The sequence below is a fragment of the Frateuria sp. GZRR33 genome (assembly GCF_051900425.1).
Lineage (GTDB): Bacteria > Pseudomonadota > Gammaproteobacteria > Xanthomonadales > Rhodanobacteraceae > Frateuria_A.
Genome location: NZ_JBHZGK010000009.1, coordinates 25,251 through 48,530, shown reverse-complemented (window position 1 = coordinate 48,530; position 23,280 = coordinate 25,251). Strand labels below are relative to the sequence as shown.

At 67.3% G+C, this 23,280-nt stretch carries 16 protein-coding genes; 6 read left to right on the top strand and 10 right to left on the bottom strand.

The genetic code is table 11. The features are described from left to right. Positions 1–18 precede the first annotated feature (18 nt). The 4 genes from mtnA (at position 19) to ACFWZU_RS12400 (ending at position 4,343) form a co-directional block, all read left to right on the top strand. Positions 19–1,047 (top strand): S-methyl-5-thioribose-1-phosphate isomerase, encoded by a 1,029-nt coding sequence (gene mtnA, locus ACFWZU_RS12415; RefSeq protein WP_439701826.1) that lies wholly within the window; start codon positions 19–21, stop codon positions 1,045–1,047. Continuing rightward, positions 1,044–1,454 (top strand): GtrA family protein, encoded by a 411-nt coding sequence (locus ACFWZU_RS12410; protein ID WP_439701825.1) that lies wholly within the window; start codon positions 1,044–1,046, stop codon positions 1,452–1,454. The genes mtnA and ACFWZU_RS12410 overlap by 4 nt, the downstream gene beginning before the upstream one ends. Before the next feature lie 148 nt (positions 1,455–1,602). Beyond that, entirely contained in the window at positions 1,603–4,209 is a 2,607-nt protein-coding gene (gene gyrA, locus ACFWZU_RS12405) for a DNA gyrase subunit A (RefSeq protein WP_439701824.1), read from the top strand. Next, positions 4,209–4,343 (top strand): hypothetical protein, encoded by a 135-nt coding sequence (locus ACFWZU_RS12400; protein WP_439701823.1) that lies wholly within the window; start codon positions 4,209–4,211, stop codon positions 4,341–4,343. The genes gyrA and ACFWZU_RS12400 overlap by 1 nt, the downstream gene beginning before the upstream one ends. A 58-nt stretch (positions 4,344–4,401) precedes the next feature. Here ACFWZU_RS12400 and ACFWZU_RS12395 read toward each other — a convergent pair whose 3' ends face one another. Continuing rightward, positions 4,402–4,797: a DoxX family protein gene (locus tag ACFWZU_RS12395; RefSeq protein ID WP_439701822.1), complete on the bottom strand. Its 396-nt coding sequence runs from the start codon at positions 4,795–4,797 to the stop codon at positions 4,402–4,404. Further along, positions 4,794–5,303, bottom strand: a complete 510-nt coding sequence (locus ACFWZU_RS12390) for a peroxiredoxin (RefSeq protein ID WP_439701821.1) — start codon at positions 5,301–5,303, stop codon at positions 4,794–4,796. The genes ACFWZU_RS12395 and ACFWZU_RS12390 overlap by 4 nt, the downstream gene beginning before the upstream one ends. Before the next feature lie 132 nt (positions 5,304–5,435). Here ACFWZU_RS12390 and ACFWZU_RS12385 point away from each other — a divergent pair, with 132 nt between their 5' ends. Both ACFWZU_RS12385 and ACFWZU_RS12380 read left to right on the top strand, forming a co-directional pair. Beyond that, complete coding sequence (locus ACFWZU_RS12385) at positions 5,436–5,933, top strand: Hsp20/alpha crystallin family protein (protein WP_439701820.1); 498 nt, start codon at positions 5,436–5,438, stop codon at positions 5,931–5,933. An 88-nt stretch (positions 5,934–6,021) separates the two neighbouring features. Beyond that, on the top strand, positions 6,022–6,921 hold the full coding sequence (locus tag ACFWZU_RS12380; protein WP_439701819.1) for a DnaJ C-terminal domain-containing protein: 900 nt from the start codon (positions 6,022–6,024) through the stop codon (positions 6,919–6,921). 508 nt (positions 6,922–7,429) lie between these two features. Here the strand turns inward: ACFWZU_RS12380 and pilH are convergent. The 8 genes from pilH to ACFWZU_RS12340 all read right to left on the bottom strand — a co-directional run bounded on the left by pilH (position 7,430) and on the right by ACFWZU_RS12340 (position 23,244). Then, positions 7,430–7,795, bottom strand: a complete 366-nt coding sequence (gene pilH / locus ACFWZU_RS12375) for a twitching motility response regulator PilH (RefSeq protein WP_209614798.1) — start codon at positions 7,793–7,795, stop codon at positions 7,430–7,432. A gap of 68 nt (positions 7,796–7,863) precedes the next feature. Beyond that, positions 7,864–8,868 (bottom strand): YhdH/YhfP family quinone oxidoreductase, encoded by a 1,005-nt coding sequence (locus tag ACFWZU_RS12370; RefSeq protein WP_439701818.1) that lies wholly within the window; start codon positions 8,866–8,868, stop codon positions 7,864–7,866. A gap of 20 nt (positions 8,869–8,888) precedes the next feature. Then, positions 8,889–9,485 (bottom strand): TIGR00730 family Rossman fold protein, encoded by a 597-nt coding sequence (locus ACFWZU_RS12365; RefSeq protein ID WP_439701817.1) that lies wholly within the window; start codon positions 9,483–9,485, stop codon positions 8,889–8,891. A 171-nt stretch (positions 9,486–9,656) separates the two neighbouring features. Then, on the bottom strand, positions 9,657–11,084 hold the full coding sequence (gene lpdA, locus ACFWZU_RS12360; protein ID WP_439701816.1) for a dihydrolipoyl dehydrogenase: 1,428 nt from the start codon (positions 11,082–11,084) through the stop codon (positions 9,657–9,659). A 135-nt stretch (positions 11,085–11,219) separates the two neighbouring features. Beyond that, positions 11,220–12,431, bottom strand: a complete 1,212-nt coding sequence (gene odhB, locus ACFWZU_RS12355; RefSeq protein WP_439701815.1) for a 2-oxoglutarate dehydrogenase complex dihydrolipoyllysine-residue succinyltransferase — start codon at positions 12,429–12,431, stop codon at positions 11,220–11,222. 74 nt (positions 12,432–12,505) lie between these two features. Next, positions 12,506–15,340, bottom strand: a complete 2,835-nt coding sequence (locus ACFWZU_RS12350) for a 2-oxoglutarate dehydrogenase E1 component (RefSeq protein WP_439701814.1) — start codon at positions 15,338–15,340, stop codon at positions 12,506–12,508. A 483-nt stretch (positions 15,341–15,823) separates the two neighbouring features. Then, positions 15,824–17,875 (bottom strand): response regulator, encoded by a 2,052-nt coding sequence (locus tag ACFWZU_RS12345; protein ID WP_439701813.1) that lies wholly within the window; start codon positions 17,873–17,875, stop codon positions 15,824–15,826. 17 nt (positions 17,876–17,892) lie between these two features. Next, entirely contained in the window at positions 17,893–23,244 is a 5,352-nt protein-coding gene (locus tag ACFWZU_RS12340) for a HAMP domain-containing protein (RefSeq protein WP_439701812.1), read from the bottom strand. Positions 23,245–23,280: the final 36 nt, after the last annotated feature.

The following is a 23,280-nucleotide window of genomic DNA, read 5'->3' as shown; positions in this document are numbered from 1 at the left end:
CTGCTTCGCACACCGACCATGAGCGCATCCACCGAATCCCTCCGCGAACACGACACGATTCGCGCCGTGCAATGGCGCGGCAATTGCCTGTGCCTGCTCGATCAGCGCCTGCTGCCTGCCGAAGAGCGCTGGATCGAATGCCGCGATGCCGGCCAGGTCACGCAGGCGATCCGCGACCTGGCGGTGCGGGGGGCGCCGGCCATCGGCATCGCCGCCGCCTGGGGCGTGGTGCTGGCCGCGCAGCAGGGCGCGCCGCTGAATGACGTGCTGGCCACGCTGCGGGCCGCACGGCCGACCGCGGTCAACCTGATGTGGGCGCTCGATCGCATGAAGGGGCGTATCGCCGCCGGCGCGGATGCTGCCGCGCTCGAGCGCGAGGCGCAGGCCATCCAGGACGAGGACCTGGCGGCCAACCGCCACATGGGTGAGCTGGGTGCGGCGTTGATCGCACCGGGCTCGGGCGTGCTGACCCACTGCAACACCGGCTCGCTGGCCACCGCGGGCTACGGCACCGCGCTGGGCGTGATCCGCGCGGGTGTGGCAGGCGGGCGCATCGACGAAGTGTTTGCGGGTGAGACGCGTCCCTGGCAGCAGGGCGCGCGCCTGACCATGTACGAGCTGGTGCGTGACGGGATTCCCGCGCATCTGATCGCCGACTCCGCGGCCGCGCACTTGATGCGTTCGGGCAAGGTGCAGTGGGTGATCGTCGGTGCCGACCGCATCGCGGCCAACGGCGATACCGCCAACAAGATCGGCACCTACCAGCTCGCCATTGCCGCGCGCCACCATGGCGTCAGGTTCATGGTGGTCGCGCCGTCCTCGACGGTCGACATGTGCACGCCCAACGGCGAGGCAATCGAGATCGAGCTGCGCCACGCCGACGAGCTGCTCGCTACCGCCGGTCGCCGTACGGTGGTCGAGGGCGCCAGCGCCTGGAACCCGGTGTTCGACGTCACTCCGGCGGAACTGATCGACGCCATCGTCACCGAGCGCGGGGTGATCGAGCGCCCCAACACGATGGCCATGCAGGCGATGTTTGGCCGATGAGGTTGCGCCGCGAGGCCGGGCTGTTCGCCATCGGCGGCGTGCTCGGCCTGCTGGTGGATGCCGGCACCGTGCAGGCGCTGGTCGGGTGGGGCGGGTGGAACCCGTACCTTGCGCGCGCACTGACGTTCATGCTCGCCGCCACCGTGACCTGGGCCTGGAACCGCCGCCACACCTTCGCCCACCGCGCGAGTGGCCGTTCACCGGCCGCCGAGTGGCTGCACTGGATGGCGCTGATGGGGTTGGGCGCGTGCGTGAATTACGCCATCTACGCCGCCCTGTTGCTGTCCTTCGATCCACTCACGCGGTGGCCGGCGCTGGCGGCCGCGGCAGGTTCGGCGGTGGCTGCGCTGGTCAATTTTTCGACAGCGCGCGGCATGCTTTTCAGGCAATCAAAACACCCTCTTTAAGCGGTTGTTTTTGAAGGGAAAAATAAGGGCCTTCCTGGCGCGTTCGTGATACAATTTCACGATTGCTTGAGGGCCGCGCAACCGCGCGCATGCAGCGTCCGTTGCGCGGCCTTTTCTGGTTCCACGGAAGCCACTGGGAAGCCGATTGATGGCAGAACTCGCCAAAGAAGTCATCCGCGTCAACATCGAAGACGAGATGCGCCAGAGCTACCTCGACTACGCCATGAGCGTGATCGTGGGACGCGCCCTTCCGGATGTGCGCGATGGTCTCAAGCCCGTGCATCGCCGCGTCCTCTTCGCGATGAACGAACTGGGCAACGCCTGGAACAAGCCCTACAAGAAATCGGCCCGCGTGGTCGGTGACGTCATTGGTAAATACCACCCGCATGGCGATGCGTCGGTCTACGATGCGATCGTGCGCATGGCGCAGCCGTTCTCGCTGCGCTATATGCTGGTCGACGGCCAGGGCAACTTCGGTTCGGTCGACGGCGACAACGCCGCGGCCATGCGTTACACCGAAGTGCGCATGTCGCGCCTGACGCACGAGTTGCTGGCCGACATCGACAAGGAGACGGTCGACTTCGGGCCGAACTACGACGAGTCCGAGCAGGAGCCGCTGGTCCTGCCCACGCGCGTGCCGAACCTGCTGATCAATGGCTCGGCCGGCATCGCGGTCGGCATGGCGACCAACGTGCCGCCGCATAACCTCAACGAGGTGATCGCCGGCACCATCGCATTGATCGACGAGCCGTCGCTGTCGGTCGACGAGCTGATGCAGCACATCCCGGGTCCGGATTTCCCGACTGCCGGCATCATCAATGGCGCCGCCGGCATCGTCGAGGCCTATCGCACCGGGCGCGGCCGCATCCTGGTGCGCGCGCGCACCGAGATCGAGACCGAGGCCAACGGCCGCGAAACGATCCTTGTCCATGAGTTGCCCTACCAGGTGAACAAGGCGCGGCTGATCGAGAAGATCGCCGAGCTGGTCAAGGAAAAGAAGATCGAGGGCATCAGCGAGCTGCGCGACGAGTCCGACAAGGACGGCATGCGCATCGTGATCGAGGTGCGCCGCGATGCGATGGCTGACGTGGTGCTCAACAACCTGTTCCTGCAGACGCAGTTGCAGGTGACCTTCGGCATCAACATGGTCGCGTTGCTGGATGGCCAGCCGCGCCTGTTGAACCTGAAGGAGATCCTCGAGGCCTTCATCCGCCACCGCCGCGAAGTGGTGACCCGCCGCACCATTTTCGAACTGCGCAAGGCCCGCGCCCGTGCCCACATCCTGGAAGGCCTGACCGTCGCGCTGGCCAACATCGACGAGATGATCGAGCTGATCCGCAGTTCGGCGTCTCCTGCCGAAGCGCGCGAGCGCATGCTGGCGCGCAAGTGGCAGCCGGGCATGGTCAGCACGTTGCTGGCGGCCGCCGGTGCCGACGCGTCGCGTCCGGAGGACATGGACCCGCGCGATGGCCTGAAGGGCGATGGTTACCAGCTGTCCGAAGTGCAGGCCCAGGAAATCCTGGCCATGCGCCTGCATCGCCTGACCGGGCTGGAGCAGGAGAAGCTTTCCGACGAATACCGGCAGATCCTCGAGACCATCCGCAGCCTGATCGAGATCCTCGAGAACCCTGAAGTCCTGCTCAAGGTCATCCGCGAGGAGCTGGAGGTCATCAAGGCCGAATACGGCGACGCGCGCCGCACCGAGATCCAGCACTCCCAGGAAGACCTCAACGTCCTTGACCTGATCGCGCCGGAGGACATGGTCGTCACGCTGTCGCACACCGGCTACGTCAAGCGCCAGCCGGCCAGCACCTACCGCGCGCAAAAGCGTGGCGGCAAGGGGCGCTCGGCATCGGCGCTCAAGGACGAGGATTTCGTCGAGCAGCTGTGGGTAGTCAACACCCATGACACCTTGCTCACCTTCACCAGCACCGGCCGCGTCTACTGGCTCAAGGTCTACCAGATGCCCGAGGCCGGGCCGGGTGCCCGCGGCAAGCCGATCGTCAACCTGCTGCCGCTGGGCGAGGGCGAGAAGGTGCAGGCGGTGTTGCCGATCCGCGAATACAGCCCGGACTGCTACGTGTTCTTCGCGACCAAGAGCGGAACGGTCAAGAAGACCCCGCTGACCGAGTTCGCCTTCCAGCTGCAGCGCGGCAAGATCGCGATCAACCTGGACGAGGGCGACGCGCTGGTCAACGTGGCGATCACCAACGGCAACAGCGACATCCTGCTGTTCGCCTCCAACGGCAAGGTCAATCGCTTCGACGAGAACACCGTGCGTTCGATGGGCCGTACCGCTACGGGCGTGCGCGGCATGCGCCTGGCCGAGGGCGCCGAGGTGGTCTCGCTGATCGTGGCCGCCGAGGGCGACATCCTCACCGCGACCGAACGCGGCTACGGCAAGCGCACCCCGCTGGAGGAGTTCACCAAGAAGGGTCGTGGCACCCAGGGCGTGATCGGCATCCAGTGCTCCGACCGCAACGGTCCGCTGGTCGCCGCGGTGCAGGTCACCGAGGGCCACGAACTCATGCTGATCTCCAACCAGGGCACGCTGGTGCGCACCCGGGTCGGAGAAATCTCGCAGCTGGGTCGAAACACGCAAGGCGTGACCCTGATCCGCCTGCCGGCCGACGAGAACCTGGTCAGCGTGGTGCGGCTGGATGCCGAGGAAACCAATGGCGAGGAGGCCGAACCGGCCGAGGATGGTCCGCCGGAAGGTCCGGTGCCTGCCCAGGACGGAACGCAAGAGGCCTGATGGATGAAAAAAGCCCCGGTTCGCCGGGGTTTTTTTTTGGCCTGGCCAGCCTGGGCCAGCGCCGGTCGATCGAATATCTTCCCGGCCCGGTCACGCACAGCAGCAGGCCGCCGATGATCGAGGGGTTCCTGTAGAAGTTGATCGTGTCGGCCGTGCGCTCGGCGCCGTCCATGGTCCCGTAGTGGTGCCCGATCAACGCCGTGCCCAGCGTGTACAGGGCCAGCAGCAAGGCGAGCGGTCGCGTGCAGAACCGAGCGCGATCGCCAGGCCCACGGAGAACTCCATGAGGGCGACCACGGCCGCCGCAAGCGTCGGCACCGGCAGGCCCAGGCTGGCCATGTAGCCGACCGTGCCGGAAAAGTCGGTCAGCTTGCTCCAGCCGTACAAGACGAACAGGACGACCGGAAGTATCCGCGCAAGCAGGACGGTTTCGTTACTGACCTTGTGAACCGTGCGTACCGCACGGCAACGCTCCCATGGCGATGGAAGGCTGTGGCCTGGACTGCTGGTGTTGCGTAGCGCGGTCGGGTCGTACTCCTCCCGGTAAGTCCAGGCCGTGCCCTGCGGCGCGTCGGCGCGGCAGATCAACCGGTCGTACTGGTCTCCGGCGCCCTGAGCGCCTGCAGCATCGCCTCGGCGGTGGACACCCGGAACTCCCCTGGCGCCTCCACGTACAACCGGCGCACCACGCCATCCTCGGCGTACAGCGCGAAACGGCGGGCGCGCAGGCCCAGCCCATAGGCGGTGCCGTCGAACTCCAGCCCCAGCGCGCGCGTGAAGCTGCCGTTGCCGTCGGCCAGCAGCTTCAGGCCGGGCGGCACCTGCTGCACGGACGCCCAGGCCTGCATCACGTACGCGTCGTTCACGGCCATGCCGACCACGCCGACGCCGAGCTCGCGGAATGCCTCGAAGTGCTGCACGTAGCCGGGCAGATGGTGGTCCGAGCAGGTCGGCGTGAAGGCGCCGGGTACCGCGAACAGCACCATCCGGCCCTGTCCGAGCAGGCTGGCGGTGGGCACACGCCGGACGGGAGCGCCATCCTCGATCACAGCCACTTCGAGGTCCGGCAGGGTCTGGCCGACTTGGATGGTCATAGGCTTGGTCCGTGGGTGGGGCCGAGCATCGTAGACCTGCCTGCGCCGGCTGTCGCCTTGAATCGGCGGCGGCCGTACCTACCTTTGGGTCAAGCGGCGCCTGCCGTGACCCTTTTCGGAGGAACCAAGCCCATGAGTTCGAACCGCAATCCGATGTGGAACGCAGCCAGCGCGTTTCCCGAGGAGATCCGCCATGCCTTCGACCGCTTCTTCCAGCAGGACGAGGCCGACCCGTCCAACGTGGTGACCAGCCAGTGGGCGCCGCGCGTGGACATCAAGGAAGAGGACCGGCGCTTCGTGATCTTCGTCGATGTACCGGGCGTGGACCCGTCGAACATCGAGGTGAGCATGGAAAAGGGCATCCTCACCATCAAGGGCGAGCGCACCGTGCAGAACCAGGAACAGACCGGCCGCTTCACCCGCATCGAGCGCGCGCACGGTACCTTCCATCGCCGCTTCGCGTTGCCCGACAGCGCCGATCCGGAGGGCATCACCGCGGTCGGGCGCCACGGCGTGCTGGAAATCATGATACCCAAGCGTGCGGAAACCACGCCGCGGCGGATCTCGATCAGCACCGAGCACGGCAGCACGTCCGGGAGTTCCGGTCCAGGCTCCAGCAGCAACCACTGACCGGCTACCGTAGCGTGAACCCGGCGGCCCTTCGCGGAGCACATCCGCGGCGGGCCGCCTGCCTGCGCAGTCTTGCCGAGGAAGGCCAGTGGAATTCAAAGACTATTACGAGATCCTCGGGGTGAAGCCCGATGCCAGCGAGGCCGAGATCAAGTCGGCATACCGCAAGCTGGCGCGGCAGTACCACCCGGACAAGAACAAGGAACCTGGTGCCGAGGAGCGCTTCAAGGCGATCAACGAGGCCAACGAGGCGCTGCGGGATCCGGAGAAGCGCCGTACGTACGACCAGCTGCGCGCCGGCGGCTACCGCGGTGGCGAGCAGTTCCGCCCGCCGCCGGGCTGGGGGCAGGGCGGCGGTTTCGACTTTGGCGGCGCCGGCGACGGCGATTTCAGCGATTTCTTCGAAAGCCTGTTCGGCCGGGCCGGTGGCGGGCCGCGCGCCCAACCACGCGCGCGCCGTGGCCGCGACGTGCAGGCGCAGGTGCAGATCGACCTGCAGACCGCCTTCGACGGCGGGCGCACGCGCCTGGCGCTGCAGGATGGCAGCGGCAGCGAACGCGTGCTGGAGGTGAAGATCCCCGCCGGCATCCTGCCCGGCCAGGTCATCCGGCTGAGCGGCCAGGGCCAGCCGGGCGCCGCTGGCGGTCCCAACGGCGACCTGATGCTGGAGGTGGCGATCCGCGACGATCCGCGCTTCAAGCTGGAAGGGCGCAACGTGCTGCATGTGCTGCCGCTGGCGCCATGGGAGGCGGCCCTGGGCGCGACCGTGCCGGTGCCGACGCTTGCCGGCGCGGTCGACCTGCGCATTCCGGCCGGCTCGCAGTCCGGTCGCAAGCTGCGGCTGAAAGGTCGTGGCCTGCCTGGCAATCCGGCGGGAGACCAGTTGGTGGAACTGTCGATCCGAGCACCGGCCATCGAGAGCGATGCCCAGCGCGAAGCCTACGAGGCCCTGAGCAAGCAGTTCGAAGGGTACGACCCGCGCGCCTGAGATCCCGTTGCCGCACCCTGCGCAAGGCGCGCTCTGGCAGGGAGCTGCTGTCGCTCTCAGGAAACCGAGGCGCAACGGTGAAAGATGCTGGCGAGCCCCGGCCCCTCACCCAACCCTCTCCCCGGAGGGGAGAGGGCTCGAAGGCGGGCGGGCTTTCGCAGAACCGGACTTGCCACAGCCCCGCTCCCTCTCCCCCCCGGGGAGAGGGCTGGGGTGAGGGTGCTCTTGCCGGAAGCCGCTGATCGCGCTCGGAAATCCGACGCGCAAAGGGACGGTGGACGTTGGCTAGCCCGCGGCTGTCACCCAGCCTCTCCTCGGAGAGGGAGGGCTCGAAGGCGGGCGGGCTTTCGGAGAGCGGACGTGCGACAGACCCGCTCCTCCCCTTCGGGGAGAGGGCTGGGGTGGGGGTCGCTCTTGCGGGGGGAACCCGCTGCGTGAAAAGCCGGGCCATCACACATGGGCGCGATGGCGGCAACCCTCCGAGGGAAGCGGAGGGCGAAAGAAAATGTCAGGCCGGCAGCAGCGGCTTGATGGTGGCGACCAGTTCGTCTTCCTTGATCGGCTTGGTCACGTAGGCCTTGGCACCCTGACGCATGCCCCACACGCGGTCGGTTTCCTGGTCCTTGGTGGTGACCAGCACGACCGGTATGTGCGCGGTGTCCGGGTCCTTGCTGATGATGCGGGTGGCCTGGAAACCGTTGAGGTTGGGCATGACCACGTCCATGAGAATCAGATCGGGGCGTTCGCGCTTGGCCGCTTCGACGCCTGCCGCGCCATCTTCGGCGGTCAGCGACTCATGGCCGAGCTTCTCGACGATGCGCTTGAGGCCCAGCAGCTGCGATGGGGAGTCGTCGACGATGAGGATTCGTGCCATGAGGTGGGGGTTTCCTGGTAGTTGTCGTGGATTCTATGCCGCGCGCGGAGCGCTTCCAAGCGCGGGCTTCAGGCGCCGCCGACGCGCACGAGGGTACGGCCGAAGGAGCGCCCGGCCAGCATGCGCTCGAACACGGCCGGCAGCTCCTCCAGCGTGACCTCGTCGGTCGCGATCCGGTCGAGGTGGCGAGGCTTCCAGTCGTCGGCCAGGTGTTGCCAGAGGGTTTCGCGCAGGTCGCGCGCGGTGCCGGCCGAGGCGATGCCGAGCAGGCTCACGCCACGGATGATGAAAGGCATCACGGTACTGTCGAAGGCGATGCCGCCGGCGTTGCCGCAGATCGCCACGTTGCCGTAGGGCGCGACGAGCGGCAGCAGGCCCGCGAGCATCGGGCCACCGACGTTGTCCAGCGCACCGCCGAAACGGGCCGAGTCCATCGGCTTGCCGCTGAAGGTGAGCTGGTGGCGGTCGATGCACTGGCTGGCGCCGATCCCCTGCAGGAAGTCGAAATGGTCGGCCTTGCCGCTGATTGCGTGCACTTCATAGCCGGCGCGACTGAAGATGTCGATCGCGAGCATGCCGACGCCGCCGCTGGCGCCGGTGACGGCGATCGGGCCGAGGTCGGGGGTCTGCCGGTTGTCCTGCATGCGCAGCAGGGCCAGCGCCGCGGTGAAACCGGCGGTGCCGAGGATCATGCTTTCGCGCAGGGACAGGCCCGCCGGCAGCGGGACGGTCCAGCGCGCGTCCAGCCTGGCGCACTCGGCATACCCGCCGTCGCGCGTCTCGGACAGGCCGCTGCCGGTGCACAGCACGGCGTCGCCTTCCTTGAAAGCCGGGTCCGTCGAGGCGATCACGTGGCCGGCCAGGTCGATGCCGCCGTTGAGCGGGTACTGCCGAAGGATCTTGCCCTTGCCGGTGCCGGCCAGCGCGTCCTTGTAGTTGACCGACGACCAGGCGACCTTCACCAGCACTTCGCCCGGCGTAAGCGCGTCGGTATCGATGCGTTCGATGCCGCTGCGATAGCCGGCCGGGTCGCTGTGGATGCGCATGGCGCGGAACGCGTTGGACGGGCTCATGCTTGCCTCCTTGCCTGCACTCAGGCGTCGATGCTGCGGTCGTCGACCCACTTGGGCAGGTAACGGCCCTCGTAGCTTGCCATCCAGTCGAACAGCGCGACCATGTCATCGCCGAACCAGACGTCCTCGCGCTGTTCCGGGCGCACGAAGCGCTCGGCGACCATGTGGTCCATCATCGCGCGCAAGTGCGTGTAGTAGCCGCGTACGTCGAGGAAGCCACAGGGGTAGCGGTGCAAGCCCAGTTGCGCCCACGTCAGCATCTCGAACATCTCGTCCATGGTGCCGAAGCCGCCGGGCAGGGCAGCGAAGGCGTCGGAGAGTTCGTACATGCGCGTCTTGCGCTGGTGCATGGTCTCGACCACCACCAGTTCGGTCAGGCCGGGGTGGGCGACCTCCAGATCCACGAGCTGGCGCGGAATCACGCCGATTGCCTTGCCGCCCGCTTCCAGTACCGCATCGGCGACCGTCCCCATCAAGCCGACCTTGCCGCCACCGTAGACGAGCGCGATGCCGCGGCGGGCCATCTCGGTGCCAAAGGCGCGGGCCTGTTCGACGTACTCGGGGTGGCTGCCGCTGCTGGAGCCGCAATAGACGCAGAGGGCGGTGGGTTGGGGCATGGGTATCCGGTATGCGTGCTTGCCTGCAGGAGCCTGCTTGCGGGGCGATGTCTTGCTCTGCGGCGCATGCGGCGAGGAGCATCGCCCACAAGTGGGCTCCGACAGGGATGATGAAACGAAACGGCCCGCCCATGTCGCCACGAGCGGGCCGTTCGGCCGTCCAGCGGGCGGTCAGTTGCCCTTGTGGATGGCGCGCTTGTCGACCGACAGCGCGGCCTCGTGCACGGCCTCGGAAAGGGTCGGGTGAGCGTGGACGATGCGCGCCAGGTCCTCGGAGGAACCCTTGAACTCCATCGCCACGACGCACTCGGCGATCAGCTCGGAGACGCCCGGGCCGACCATGTGCACGCCCAGGATGCGGTCGGTCTCGGCGTGGGCGAGCATCTTCACCTGGCCGATCGCCTCGTTCATCGCCACGGCACGGCCGATGGCGGCGAACGGGAAGGTGCCGACCTTGTAGGGCACGCCTTCGTCCTTGAGCTGCTTTTCGGTCTTGCCGGCCCAGGCGATTTCCGGTTCGGTGTAGATCACCCAGGGCACGGTATCGAGGTTGATGTGGCCAGCCTTGCCGGCGATCCACTCGGCCACCGCCACGCCTTCCTCGGAGCCCTTGTGCGCGAGCATCGGGCCGCGCACGGCGTCGCCGATGGCCCACACGCCATCGACGCCGGTGTGGTTGTGCTCGTCGACCACGATGCGGCCGCGCTCGTCCAGCTTGACGCCGGTATCCGAAGCCAGCAGGCCGTCGGTGTAGGCGCGGCGGCCCACGGCGACCAGCAGCTTGTCGACGACCAGCGACTGCTCGCCATCCTTGTCGGTGTAGCTCAGGTGCACGCCGTCCTTGTTGACCTCGGCCTTGGAGACCTTGGCGCCGAGCTTGATCGCGAGCCCCTGCTTGGTGAATTCCTTCAGTGCGATCTTGGCGACGTCCGCATCGGCGGCGCCCAGGAAATCCGGCAGCGCCTCCAGCACCGTGACCTCGGCACCCATGCGCTTCCACACGCTGCCGAGCTCGAGGCCGATCACGCCCGCGCCGATCACGCCCAGGCGCTTGGGTACCTCGGTGAAGTCGAGTGCGCCGGCGTTGTCGACGATCGTCTTGCCGTTGAACTTGGCGAACGGCAGCTCGATCGGCACCGAGCCGGAAGCCAGGATCACATTGGTGGCACTGAGCGTCTGCTTGGCGCCGTCCTTGCCGGTCACCTCGACCTGGTTGCCCTTCAGCAGCTTGCCCTTGCCATAGAAGGCCGTGACCTTGTTGGCCTTGAACAGCTGGGCGATGCCGCCGGTGAACTGCTTGACGATCTTGTCCTTGCGGCCGATGAAGGTGCCCAGGTCGACCTTGGCGCCCTCCACGCTGATGCCGTGGACCGGGAAGTTGTGCGAGATGTTCCAGAACTGGCGCGAGGAGTCGAGCAGCGCCTTGGACGGGATGCAACCCACGTTGAGGCAGGTGCCGCCCAGCGCCTGCTTGCCGTCCTTGCCGGTAAAGTCGTCGACACAGGCGGTCTTCAGGCCCAGCTGCGCGGCGCGGATCGCGGCCACGTAGCCGGCCGGGCCGGCGCCGATGACGATGACGTCGAATTGTTGGTCACTCATGGGTTGTTCCTTGCTGCGTGCCGTCGTATGGACGTCAGGGTGACGCGGGGAAGAGTCCGGCGGACATGGGTTGCTCCACTGCTCGCCGCCAGAGCTTCGTGCCTATAGCATGTGAGCGAGGGCGCTCACATGCGATCAGAGCCCGAGCAGCATCCGCTGCGGGTTCTCCAGCTGATCCTTGATGTCGACCAGGAACAGCACCGCATCCTTGCCGTCGATGATGCGGTGGTCGTAGGAGATGGCGATGTACATCATGGGCGCGGCGATGACCTGGCCGTTCTCGACGATCGCGCGCTCCTTGATGGTGTGCATGCCCAGGATCGCGCTCTGCGGCGGGTTGACGATCGGCGTGGAGAGCAGCGAGCCGAAGGTGCCGCCGTTGGTGATGGTGAACGTGCCGCCCTGCAGGTCGTCCAGCGAGAGCTTGCCGTCGCGGGCCTTCCTGGCGTAGTCGGCGATGCCCTTCTCGATGTCGGCGAAGCCCATGTCCTGCACATCGCGCAGCACCGGCGTCACCAGGCCCTTGTCGGTGGACACGGCGATCGAGATGTCCTGGTAGCCGTGGTAGATGATGTCGTTGCCGTCGACGGACGCGTTGATGACCGGGTGGCGCTTGAGCGCCTCGGCGGCGGCCTTGACGAAGAAGCTCATGAAGCCGAGCTTGATGCCGTGGGTCTTCTGGAACTGCTCGCCCAGCGACTTGCGCATCTTCACGACCTCGGCCAGGTTCACCTCGTTGAACGAGGTGAGCATGGCGATCGAGTTCTTCGACTGCATCAGGCGCTCGGCGATCTTGGCGCGCATGCGGGTCATCGGCACGCGCTCTTCCGGACGCGAACCCGGCGTCGGCCTGGCGGCCGGCGCGGCGGGGGCCGGGGCGGCACCGCCCTTGCCGTAATTGACCAGGTCTTCCTTGGTCACGCGGCCGTCGCGGCCGGTGCCGGCGACCTTGGACGGGTCGATGTGTTCTTCGGTGGCGACGCGGCGGCCGGCCGGGGAGAGCCCTTCCACGCCCTTGCCGGCGGACTGCGGAGCTTCGGCCTTCGCGGGCGCCGGAGCAGCAGCCTTCGGCTCTTCCTTCGCGGCGGGCGCGGGGGCCGGCGCAGCGGCGCCTTCCTCCAGGATCGCGATGACCTGCTGGCTGTTCACCGTGTCGCCGGCCTGGTGCCTGATCTCCTTGAGCACGCCGTCGACCGGCGAGGGCACTTCCAGCACCACCTTGTCGGTTTCAAGGTCGACCAGGTTCTCGTCGCGCTTGACCGCCTCGCCGACCTTCTTGTGCCAGCTGGCGATAGTGGCGTCGGAAACCGACTCGGGCAGGACGGGGACTTTGACTTCGATGGACATGACGGGTCCTTAAGGGTGGGCGCCGGTCCTGGCGCGGCACAAAGCGGCCATCCTGGCCGCACGATCCGAAAAGTTTACTCTGCCGCCTGGTCGTCGCCGACCGGTGCGACCAGCGCCTGCTCGACCAGCGCCGTCTGTTCGGCGATGTGGGTGTTGAGGTGGCCGGCGGCCGGGGCGGGCGAGCGGCCACGGCCGGCATAGGACAGGCTGTGCTTGGTGCCCACGCAGGCCTGCAGGTGGTGGCGGATCTGGAACCAGGCGCCCTGGTTCATCGGCTCTTCCTGGCACCACACCACTTCCTTGGCCGACGGGTACTTGGCCAGCTCCTCGACCACGCGCGGGCGCGGGAAGGGATACAGCTGCTCGACGCGCACGATGGCCACGTCCGTCAGCCCGCGCTTCTCTGCGTCTTCGAGCAGGTCGTAGTAGACCTTGCCCGAGCACAGCACCACGCGCTTGACCTTCTTTGCCGGCAGGTCGCGGTGCTCGCCGATTACCACCTGGAACTCGCCCCCGGCCAGTTCGTCCAGCGTGGACACCGCCAGCTTGTGGCGCAGCAGCGACTTGGGCGTCATCACGATCAGCGGCTTGCGCACCGGGCGCACCATCTGCCGGCGGATCATGTGGAACGCCTGCGCCGGGGTGGTCGGCACGCACACCTGCATGTTGTCCATGGCGCACAACTGCAGGAAGCGCTCCAGGCGGGCGGAGGAATGCTCCGGGCCCTGGCCTTCGTAGCCGTGCGGCAGGAACAGCGCCAGGCCGCACAGGCGGTTCCACTTGGCCTCGCCGGAGCTGATGAACTGGTCGATGACCACCTGGGCGCCGTTGGCGAAGTCGCCGAACTGCGCTTCCCAGATGTCGAGGGTCTGAGGATCGGTGGTGGCGTGGCCGTATTCGAACGCCATCACCGCTTCCTCGGACAGCAGCGAGTCGATGATCTCCACGTCGGCGCCCGGGCGCACGGTGGCCAGCGGCATGTAGGTGTGGCCGTCCTTCTGGTCGTGCAGCACCGCGTGGCGGTGGAAGAAGGTGCCGCGGCCGGAATCCTGGCCGACCAGGCGCAGGTTGTAGTCCTGGTCGATCAGCGTGGCGTAGGCCAGGTTCTCGGCGAATCCCCAGTCGGCCGGGTGTTCGCCCGACGCCATCTTGCGGCGGTCGTCATAGATCTTGGCCACGCGCGGCTGCAGCGTGAGGTCGGCCGGCAGATCCAGAAGTTTCTTGGCGAGTTCCAGCAGCTTCTGCCTGGGAACGCCCGTGTCGGTCCGGGTGGAGAGCTTGCCGCCGACGAAGCGGCTCCAGTCCACGTGGATGTCGCGCTGCGGGTCCGAGTCGAGCGCGGTCATCGAACCGCCGGCTTCGAGGCGGTCGCGGTAGGCGTCGAGCTCCTTCTGGGCGTCGCCCTCGGCCAGCACGCCTTCCTTCACCAGCTGCTGCGCGTAGAGGTCGCGCGTGGTCGGGCGCTTCTTGATGATCTGGTACATGACCGGCTGCGTGGCGGACGGTTCGTCCGCCTCGTTGTGGCCGTGGCGGCGGTAGCACACCAGGTCGATCACCACGTCCTTGCGGAACTGCTTGCGGAAGTCGTAGGCCAGGCGAGTGACCTCGATCACCGCTTCCGGGTCGTCGCCATTCACGTGGAGCACCGGCGCGTTGACCATCTTGGCCAGGTCGGTGCAGTACAGCGTGGAACGCGCGTCCTGCGGGTTGGAGGTCGTGAAGCCCACCTGGTTGTTGATCACGATGTGCAGGCTGCCGCCGATGCGGAAGCCGCGCGCCTGCGACATCTGGAACAGTTCCATGTTGACGCCCTGGCCGGCGAAGGCCGCGTCGCCGTGGATCAGCACCGCCATCGACTGGGTGCGCTCGCCGTCGTGGCGGCGGATCTGCCGCGCATGCACGGAACCGGCGACCACCGGGTTGACGATTTCCAGGTGCGAGGGATTGAACGCCAGGGCGACATGCACGCCGTTGCCCTTGGGCGTCCTGACGTCGGCGGAGAAGCCCATGTGGTACTTCACGTCGCCCGAGTGCGCCGGGTCGTCCGGGTGCTCGAACTTGCCCTCGAACTCGTTGAACAGGGTCTTGGGCGGCTTGCCCAGGATGTTCACCAGCACGTTCAGGCGGCCGCGGTGGGCCATGCCGATGACCAGATCCTTGACGCCGTTGTCGCCGGCGGAGGTGACCACGTCGTCGACCATCGGGATCAGGCTGTCGCCGCCTTCGAGCGAGAAGCGCTTCTGGCCGACGTACTTGGTGTGCAGGTAGCGCTCCAGGCCCTCGGCCGCGGTGAGGCCCGCCAGTACGCGCTTCTTGCCGGCGGCGTCCAGGCCGGCGCTGCCGTTGGCCTGCTCCAGCCGGGTGTAGATCCACGCGCGCTGCGCATGGTCGGAGATATACATGAATTCCGCGCCGATCGTGCCGGCGTAGGTCTTCTTCAGCCGCGCCAGCAGGTCGCGCAGCTTCATGCGCTGGCCACCGCCGGCGTAGGTGCCGCAGTCGAATTCGGTGTCGAGGTCCGCGTCGGACAGGCCGTGGAAGGCCAGGCCCAGGTCGGGCGCCTCCATCTTGTTGGCCAGGCCCAGCGGATCCAGGTTCGCCGCCAGGTGGCCGCGCGAGCGGTAGGCGGTCAGCAGGCGCAGCACGCCGGCCTGCTTGCGGGCGTGGGCGTCGTCGACCGGGGCGCCGGCCGTGCGGCGCTGCTTCTGCGCCGCCTCGATGCGGGCGATGGCGGCCGAATGCGCAGTATCGCTGCCGCGCCCCTTGAACGATTCGAAGTAACCAGCCCAGTCGGCCGTTACCGACGCAGGGTCGGCGAGCCACGATTCGTACAGCTGCTCGACGTAATCGGCGTTGCCGCCAGCGAGTTGGGAGGACTCGGAAAACTCGCGAATCAGGTTCGTGCTCACGTCACCACCGGCAGGGAAGGGAGGCTTTGCGGCCGCTCGACTGGGGAGGACGAAGGGCCGTATGCAATCTTAACGATTATACGCCGGGCCTGCTGCGCCGCGGCAAGCCGGACAACCCCTTCGAGGTCGCGGTGCGGGCGCGGATTTCAAGGGCGCGCACGCGAGGATTGGCATGGCGTGGTGGATGGGGGCATGCGCGGGTGACCGATGGCCACGGGCACGGGATGCAGCCTTCGTTCAGTTGCTGGCTGTCGCAAGCCCGTTGATGGGCGCGGGAAGGTTGGCTGCGCGTCCTTCCCCGTTTGATGGTGGGGAGGTGCCGGCAGGCGGATGGAGGAAGCCTGGCCTCGGGCAGCCGCGAACCGGGCCAGCCAGGCCGTACGCTCGGCTTTCCGCATCCGCCCTCCGGTACCTTCGCCCGCGAGGCGGGTGAAGGGTGGTCCGAACCGGTCCGAGCCTTCCGCGCGGGGCGGGAGGGACGCGTCAGGGCCGCGCGTGCGCCGCTGCGGCGATCGCGTCCTGCAACTGGGCGGGCGTGAACGGCTTGGAGACGACGATGACGCCTTCGGGTGCGCCCGAGATCGCCGCCTTGTCCGCGTAGCCGCTGATGATGATGCCCGGCAGCCCTGGCTTCAGCGCGCGCAGCTTGCGGATCACCTCCGAGCCGGACACCAGCGGCATGGCGTAGTCGCTGATGATGAAGTCGATCGCCTGCAGGTGATCGTCCTGGATCAGCTGGCTCACATGCTCGCCATCGGCAGCGGTGGTCACCCTGTGCCCCAGGTCTTCGAGCATCGCGGCGGTGGTGGCGCGCACGCCCTCGTGGTCATCGACCAGCAGGATGTGACGGGTACGGTTGACCGCGGACGAACCGTCGGTCGGGACGAGCGCCGGACGGCGCGCCGCCTCCGGTGCACGTGGCAGCCACAGCTCGACCGTGGTGCCCTCGTCGAGGTGACTCTCGATGCGCATGGTGCCGCCGGACTGCTGGGCGAAGCCGTAGACCATGGAGAGGCCCAGGCCGGTGCCCTTGCCGACGGCCTTGGTGGTGAAGAACGGCTCGGTGACGCGCTCGAGCATGTCCGGCGGGATGCCGCAGCCGGTGTCGGAAACCGCGAGCACCACGTAGTCGCCCGCAGCCGCTTCGTCGCCGCCGACGACACTGACGTTGCGGCAGGCGATACGGATCTTGCCGCCCTGGGGCATGGCGTCGCGCGCGTTGATCGCCAGGTTCATCAGCGCCAGCTCGAGCTGGGTCTCATCGGCGTAGGGCGACCACAGGCCGTCCTGCAGTTCCCATTCCAGCGCGACCAGTCCGCCCAGCGTGTGCCCCAGCAGTTGGGTGACGGTCCCGGACAGGTCCATCATGTCGATGTGCGCCGGCTCGAGCTTCTGCTTGCGCGCGAAGGCGAGCAGCCGCGAAACCAGCTCCGCACCCTGCTGGGCGGCGTGGCGGGTCATGTCCAGCACCTTGCGCTGGTCGTCGGCCAGCGTGACGCGGCGCTCGATCAGGCCCAGCCCGCCGAGCACGGCCGCCAGCAGGTTGTTGAAGTCGTGCGCGATGCCGCCGGTGAGCTGGCCCAGTGCATCCATCTTGCGCACGTGCAGAAGCTGGGTCTCGAGGTTCTTGCGGTCGGTGACGTCCAGCAGGGTGCCGGCGTATTCCAGCGGGCGACCGTCGGCGTCGCGCAGCAGCACGGCCTGGTCGAGGAAATGCTTGTAGGTGCCGTCGGCGCACTGCCAGCGGTATTCCACCGCATAGGCGCGGCCCTGGCGGCGCGCGCGCAGGGCATCGGCGACGCGGTCGCGGTCGTCCGGGTGCAGCCGGTCCAGCCACAGCGTCGGGGTGGCCAGCACGTCGTCGTAGCTGAAGCCGGTGACGGCGCTGAAGTTGCCGCTGACGAACTTGGGCAGGCGCGGGATCGCGTCCTGGTCCTCCAGGTAGAGCACCAGCGGCAGTGACTGGATGATCGCCGCCTGGCGCTGTTCAGCCAGGCGCAGCTCCTGCTCGGCGCGCAGGCGTTCGGCGTTCGCGCGAAGGTTGGCATCCAGCAGTTCCTGCTCCTGCTTCGCCTTGCGGCGCACTTCGCGGGTCATCATGTAGAGGTCGACGAAAACCGCGGCCTTGGAGCGCAGCACCACCGGCTCGACCGGCTTGAACACGTAGTCGACCGCGCCCATCGCGTAGCCGCGGATCAGATGCTCGGTCTCCTTGTTCACCGCCGAGAGGAAGATGATCGGGATGCGTTTGGTCTGCTCGCGCGCGCGGATGATCTGCGCGGTTTCGTAGCCGTCCATGCCGGGCATGTAGACGTCCAGCAGGATCACCGCGAACTCGCCCTTGAGCAGTTGCCTGAGCGCGTCCTCGCCGGAACGGGCGAGCACCACGTCGGCGATGTCTTCCAGTACGGTGCGAATGGCCAGCAGGTTGCGCTCGTCGTCGTCGACGATGAGGATGCGTGCCCGCTCGGGCGGCTCGGCCGGACGGCCGCGCCGCAGGGCGGACAGGGATTGGCGGGAAACAGGTACGTTCATGGCTCTTGGGCTCTGCGCTACAGCGCAATGGCAGGCGACCGCTCGCGCGAGCGGGCAAGCCACACGCGGAGCAGTGCCAGCAGCAGTTCGATATCCACCGGCTTGGCAATGTAATCCGAAGCGCCCGCGTCCAGGCACTTCTGGCGGTCTCCCTTCATCGCCTTGGCGGTCACCGCGATCAGCGGCACGTCGGCCAGGGCCGGCTGCGCGCGGATCTGCTGCATCGTCTCGTAGCCGTCCATCTCCGGCATCATGATGTCGATCAGCGCAATGTCGATCCCGGGCGTCTGCTCCAGGATCGCGATGCCCTCGCGACCGCCTTCGGCGTGCATCACCTCCACGCCGTGGCTTTCCAGCACGCTGGTCAGCGAATAGATGTTGCGGATGTCGTCGTCCACGATGAGGATGCGCGCGCCGCCCAGCTCCGGTACCGGGCCCATGCCACTGGCGGCTTCCGGTACCGGCTGCGGCGCAGGCGCCTGGCGGATGTGGCTGGCCAGCCGCGTGAATACCTCGCCGAGCTGCTCGGGCGCGGCCGGCTTTTCGGTGACGCCGAACGCGCCCAGGCTCAGCGCCGAACCGAGCTTGTCGGCGCCGGAGATCACCTGGATCGGCATGTGCATGGTCTGCGGGTCATGCTTGAGCAGATCCAGCAGCACGAATCCATCGATGTCCGAAAGACCCAGGTCGAGCGTGATCGCGTGCGGCTGCAGTTTGCGCGCGAGCGCCAGCGTGCCGGCGCCGGCGGTGGAAACCACGCCCTTGAGGCCGGCTTCGCGGGCGATGTCCAGCAGGATCGAGGCGAAGGTCGGATCGTCCTCGACGATCAGCACGAACGGCGCGTCGCCCAGCGCGTCGCGGTCGTCGGTGACTTCCATCGGCGCGGGCAGGGCCCCCGGCACCATGGCGCCGCTGTTGTCGTAGCGGGCGGTGGTGCTGCCCACGGGCAGGGGGGTGGCAGTGACTGCTTCGAGCGGGACGAACAGCGTGAAGGTCGAGCCGACCCCCGGTGTCGAACGCACCTGCAGCTCGCCGCCGATCAGGCGTGCGATCTCGCGGCTGATGGAGAGGCCCAGGCCGGTGCCGCCGTACTTGCGGCTGGTGGTGCCGTCGGCCTGCTGGAACGCCTCGAAGATGAGCTTCTGCTTGTCCTTCGGGATGCCGATGCCGGTATCGGTGACGGCGATCTCGATCGCGCGCTCGGCGTAGCGCAGCACCGGGTGGTTGGTGCTCCAGCCGCTGGACACCGGGCGCACGGCCAGCGTGACGCTGCCTTCGCCGGTGAACTTGAAGGCGTTGGAGAGCAGGTTGAGCACCACCTGCTGCAGGCGCTTCTCGTCGGTGCGGATCGAGGCGGGCAGTCCCGGGTCGAACTCCACCTTGAACTCGAGGTTCTTGTCGCTGGCGAGCTGCCGGAAGGTGCGCTCCATGTGCTGCTTCAGCCCGCTCATCGGCATGTCGCCGATCTCGATCGACACCGTGCCCGATTCGATCTTGGACAAGTCCAGGATGTCGTTGATCAGGCTCAGCAGGTCCGAGCCGGCCGAGTGGATGGTGCGGGCGAACTCGGTCTGCTTCTCGCTCAGGTTGCCCTGCGGGTTGTCCGCCAGCAGGCGCGAGAGGATCAGCAGCGAGTTGAGCGGCGTGCGCAGCTCGTGGCTCATGTTGGCCAGGAACTCGGACTTGTACTTGGAGGTGAGCGCCAACTGTTCGGCCTTCTCCTCCACCGCGCGGCGGGCCATGTCGATCTCGAAGTTTTTCGCTTCCACCTGCTTCTTTTCGTTTTCCAGCAGCTGGGCTTTTTCCTGCAGCTCCTCGTTGGTGGCGTGCAGCTCTTCCTGCTTGGTGGTGAGCTCGGTCTGGCGCGCCTGCAGCTCCTGGGTGAGCAGCTGCGACTGCTTGAGCAGGCCCTCGGTACGCATCGTCGCTGCGATCGTGTTGAGCACGATGCCGACCGATTCCATCAGCTGGTCGAGGAAGTTCTGGTGGGTCTCGTTGAAGCGGTTGAACGAGGCCAGCTCGATCACCGCCTTGACGTCGTCCTCGAACAGGGCCGGCAGGATCGCCACGTTCGCCGGCGGCGCGTGGCCCAGGCCGGAGCCAATGCGGATGAAGTTCTCGGGGATGTCGGTCATCAGCATCGCCCGCTTGTCGGCCGCGCACTGGCCAACCAGGCCCTCGCGCAGCTTGAAGGTGGGCTTCAACTGGTCGCGGCTCTCGGCGCCGTAGCTGGCGACCAGGTCAAGCACCGTTTCGTTGTCCTCGCGGCGGGCCACGTAGAACACGCCGTACTGCGCGTTCACCAGCGGCGCGAGCTCCGACATGATGAGGTTGGACACCGTGGCCAGGTCGCGCACGCCCTGCAGCATGCGCGAGAAGCGGGCGAGGTTGGTCTTGAGCCAGTCCTGTTCCGCATTCTTCAAGGTCTGGTCCTTGAGGTTGCGGATCATCTCGTTGATGTTGTCCTTCAGCGCGGCCATTTCGCCCGAGGCGGCCACCGCGATCGAACGCGAGAGGTCGCCCTTGGTCACCGCGGTCGCCACGTCGGCGATCGAGCGCACCTGGTTGGTGAGGTTGGCGGCGAGCTGGTTCACGTTGTCGGTGAGGTCGCGCCACAGGCCGGCGGCGCCGGGCACGCGCGCCTGGCCGCCGAGCTTGCCCTCGATACCCACCTCGCGCGCCATGTTGGTCACCTGGTCGGCGAAGGTGGCGAGCGTGTCGATCATGCCGTTGAAGGTATCGGCCAGCGCGGCGATCTCGCCCTTGGCGTCCACCGACAGCTTGCGCTTCAGGTTGCCCTGCGCCACCGCGGTCACCACGTCGGCGATGCCACGCACCTGGCTGGTCAGGTTGCCGGCCATCAGGTTGACGTTGTCGGTGAGGTCCTTCCAGGTACCGGCGACGCCCGGCACCTGCGCTTGGCCGCCGAGCTTGCCCTCGGTACCCACCTCGCGCGCCACGCGGGTCACTTCCGAGGCGAAGGAGTTCAACTGGTCCACCATCACGTTGATGGTGTCCTTCAGGGCGGCGATCTCGCCCTTGACGTCCACGGTGATCTTCTTGGACAGGTCGCCACGCGCCACCGCCACCGTCACCTCGGCGATGTTTCGCACCTGGCCGGTGAGGTTGTCGGCCATCAGGTTCACGTTGTCGGTGAGGTCCGCCCAGGTGCCCGCTACGCCGCGCACCTGCGCCTGGCCGCCGAGCTTGCCTTCGGTACCCACCTCGCGCGCCACGCGGGTCACTTCCGAGGCGAAGGAGTTGAGCTGGTCCACCATCGTGTTGATGGTGTTCTTGAGCTCGAGGATCTCGCCCTTGACGTCCACCGTGATCTTCTTGGACAAGTCGCCCAGCGCCACCGCGGTGGTCACCTCGGCAATGTTTCGCACCTGGCCGGTGAGGTTGGCGGCCATCGCATTCACGTTGTCGGTGAGGTCCTTCCAGGTACCACCCACGCCGGGCACCTGGGCCTGGCCGCCGAGCTTGCCTTCGGAACCCACCTCGCGCGCCACGCGGGTCACCTCGGAGGCGAAGGAGTTGAGCTGATCGACCATCACGTTGATGGTGTTCTTCAACTCCAGGATTTCGCCCTTGACGTCCACGGTGATCTTCTTGGAAAGATCGCCGCGCGCCACGGCGGTGGTCACCTCGGCGATGTTTCGCACCTGGCCGGTCAGGTTGCCGGCCATCAGGTTCACGTTATCGGTGAGGTCCTTCCAGGTACCGGCGACGCCCGGCACCTGCGCCTGGCCACCGAGCTTGCCTTCCGAGCCCACCTCGCGCGCCACGCGGGTCACCTCGGACGCGAAGGAGTTGAGCTGGTCCACCATCACGTTGATGGTGTCCTTCAGGGTGAGGATCTCGCCCTTGACGTCAACGGTGATCTTCTTGGAAAGGTCACCGCGCGCCACCGCCACGGTCACCTCGGCGATGTTTCGCACCTGGCCGGTGAGGTTGTCGGCCATCAGGTTCACGTTGTCGGTGAGGTCGGCCCAGGTGCCGGCCACGCCAGGCACGGTCGCCTGGCCGCCGAGCTTGCCTTCGGTACCGACCTCGCGGGCCACGCGGGTCACCTCGGAGGCGAACGCGTTGAGCTGGTCCACCATCACGTTGATGGTGTTCTTGAGCTCCAGGATCTCGCCCTTCACCTCTACCGTGATCTTCTTTGAGAGATCGCCGCGCGCCACGGCGGTGGTCACTTCGGCGATGTTTCGCACCTGGCCGGTGAGGTTGTCGGCCATCAGGTTCACGTTGTCGGTGAGGTCCTTCCAGGTGCCGGCGACGCCGGGCACCTGCGCCTGGCCGCCGAGCTTGCCTTCGGTACCCACTTCGCGCGCCACGCGCGTCACTTCCGAAGCGAACGAGTTCAACTGGTCCACCATCACGTTGATGGTGTTCTTGAGCTCCAGGATTTCGCCCTTGACCTCCACCGTGATCTTCTTGGAAAGGTCGCCGGAGGCCACCGCGGTGGTCACCTCGGCGATGTTTCGCACCTGGCCGGTGAGGTTGTCGGCCATCAGGTTCACGTTGTCGGTGAGGTCCTTCCAGGTGCCGGCGACGCCGGGCACTTGCGCCTGGCCACCGAGCTTGCCCTCGGTACCCACCTCGCGCGCCACGCGCGTCACTTCCGAGGCGAACGAGTTGAGCTGGTCCACCATGGTGTTGATGGTGTTCTTGAGCTCCAGGATCTCGCCCTTGACCTCCACCGTGATTTTCTTTGACAGGTCGCCGGAGGCCACCGCGGTGGTCACCTCGGCAATGTTTCGCACCTGGCCGGTCAGGTTGGTGGCCATCGCGTTGACGTTGTCGGTCAGGTCCTTCCAGGTGCCGGCAACGCCCTTCACGGTCGCCTGGCCACCGAGCTTGCCCTCGGTGCCCACTTCGCGGGCCACGCGGGTCACCTCGGAGGCGAACGAGGCCAGCTGCGACACCATGGTGTTCACCACCTTGCCGATGCGCAGGAACTCGCCGCGCAGCGGGCGCCCGTCGATCTCGACGGTCATCGTCTGGGAGAGGTCGCCCTTGGCCACTGCCCCGATCACGCGCGCCACTTCGGCGGTGGGCTGCACCATGTCCTCGATCAGGTCGTTGACCGAGCGGATCGCGCTTTCCCAGCCGCCGGTGGCTGACTTGACCCGGCCACGCTGGTTGATGCGGCCTTCCTTGCCGACCACGATCGACAGGCGTTCGAGTTCATCGGTGAGCTGCCGGTTGAAGCCGACCACTTCGTTGAACAGGCGCGCCACTTCGACGTCGGCGCCCGGGCCGCTTTCGGGAAGGCGTACACTGAAGTCGCCGCTGCGCAGGCTGCGCAGCGCGGCGATGAGCTGGGTACGGTCCAGCGGCTCCTGGCGAATTTCGGCGCTCACATGAGTCTCCTGTGGTGACAGCTCGTCCTGTCCAGG

Coding starts and splice junctions, on each gene's coding strand:
- pilH (WP_209614798.1), bottom strand. CDS start 7,795: ATGGCACGAATCCTCATCGTCGACGACTCCCCATCGCAGCTGCTGGGC.
- ACFWZU_RS12345 (WP_439701813.1), bottom strand. CDS start 17,875: ATGAACGTACCTGTTTCCCGCCAATCCCTGTCCGCCCTGCGGCGCGGC.
- ACFWZU_RS12365 (WP_439701817.1), bottom strand. CDS start 9,485: ATGCCCCAACCCACCGCCCTCTGCGTCTATTGCGGCTCCAGCAGCGGC.
- ACFWZU_RS12390 (WP_439701821.1), bottom strand. CDS start 5,303: ATGACCATCCAAGTCGGCCAGACCCTGCCGGACCTCGAAGTGGCTGTG.
- ACFWZU_RS12410 (WP_439701825.1), top strand. CDS start 1,044: ATGAGGTTGCGCCGCGAGGCCGGGCTGTTCGCCATCGGCGGCGTGCTC.
- lpdA (WP_439701816.1), bottom strand. CDS start 11,084: ATGAGTGACCAACAATTCGACGTCATCGTCATCGGCGCCGGCCCGGCC.
- ACFWZU_RS12400 (WP_439701823.1), top strand. CDS start 4,209: ATGGATGAAAAAAGCCCCGGTTCGCCGGGGTTTTTTTTTGGCCTGGCC.
- mtnA (WP_439701826.1), top strand. CDS start 19: ATGAGCGCATCCACCGAATCCCTCCGCGAACACGACACGATTCGCGCC.
- gyrA (WP_439701824.1), top strand. CDS start 1,603: ATGGCAGAACTCGCCAAAGAAGTCATCCGCGTCAACATCGAAGACGAG.
- ACFWZU_RS12370 (WP_439701818.1), bottom strand. CDS start 8,868: ATGAGCCCGTCCAACGCGTTCCGCGCCATGCGCATCCACAGCGACCCG.
- ACFWZU_RS12385 (WP_439701820.1), top strand. CDS start 5,436: ATGAGTTCGAACCGCAATCCGATGTGGAACGCAGCCAGCGCGTTTCCC.
- odhB (WP_439701815.1), bottom strand. CDS start 12,431: ATGTCCATCGAAGTCAAAGTCCCCGTCCTGCCCGAGTCGGTTTCCGAC.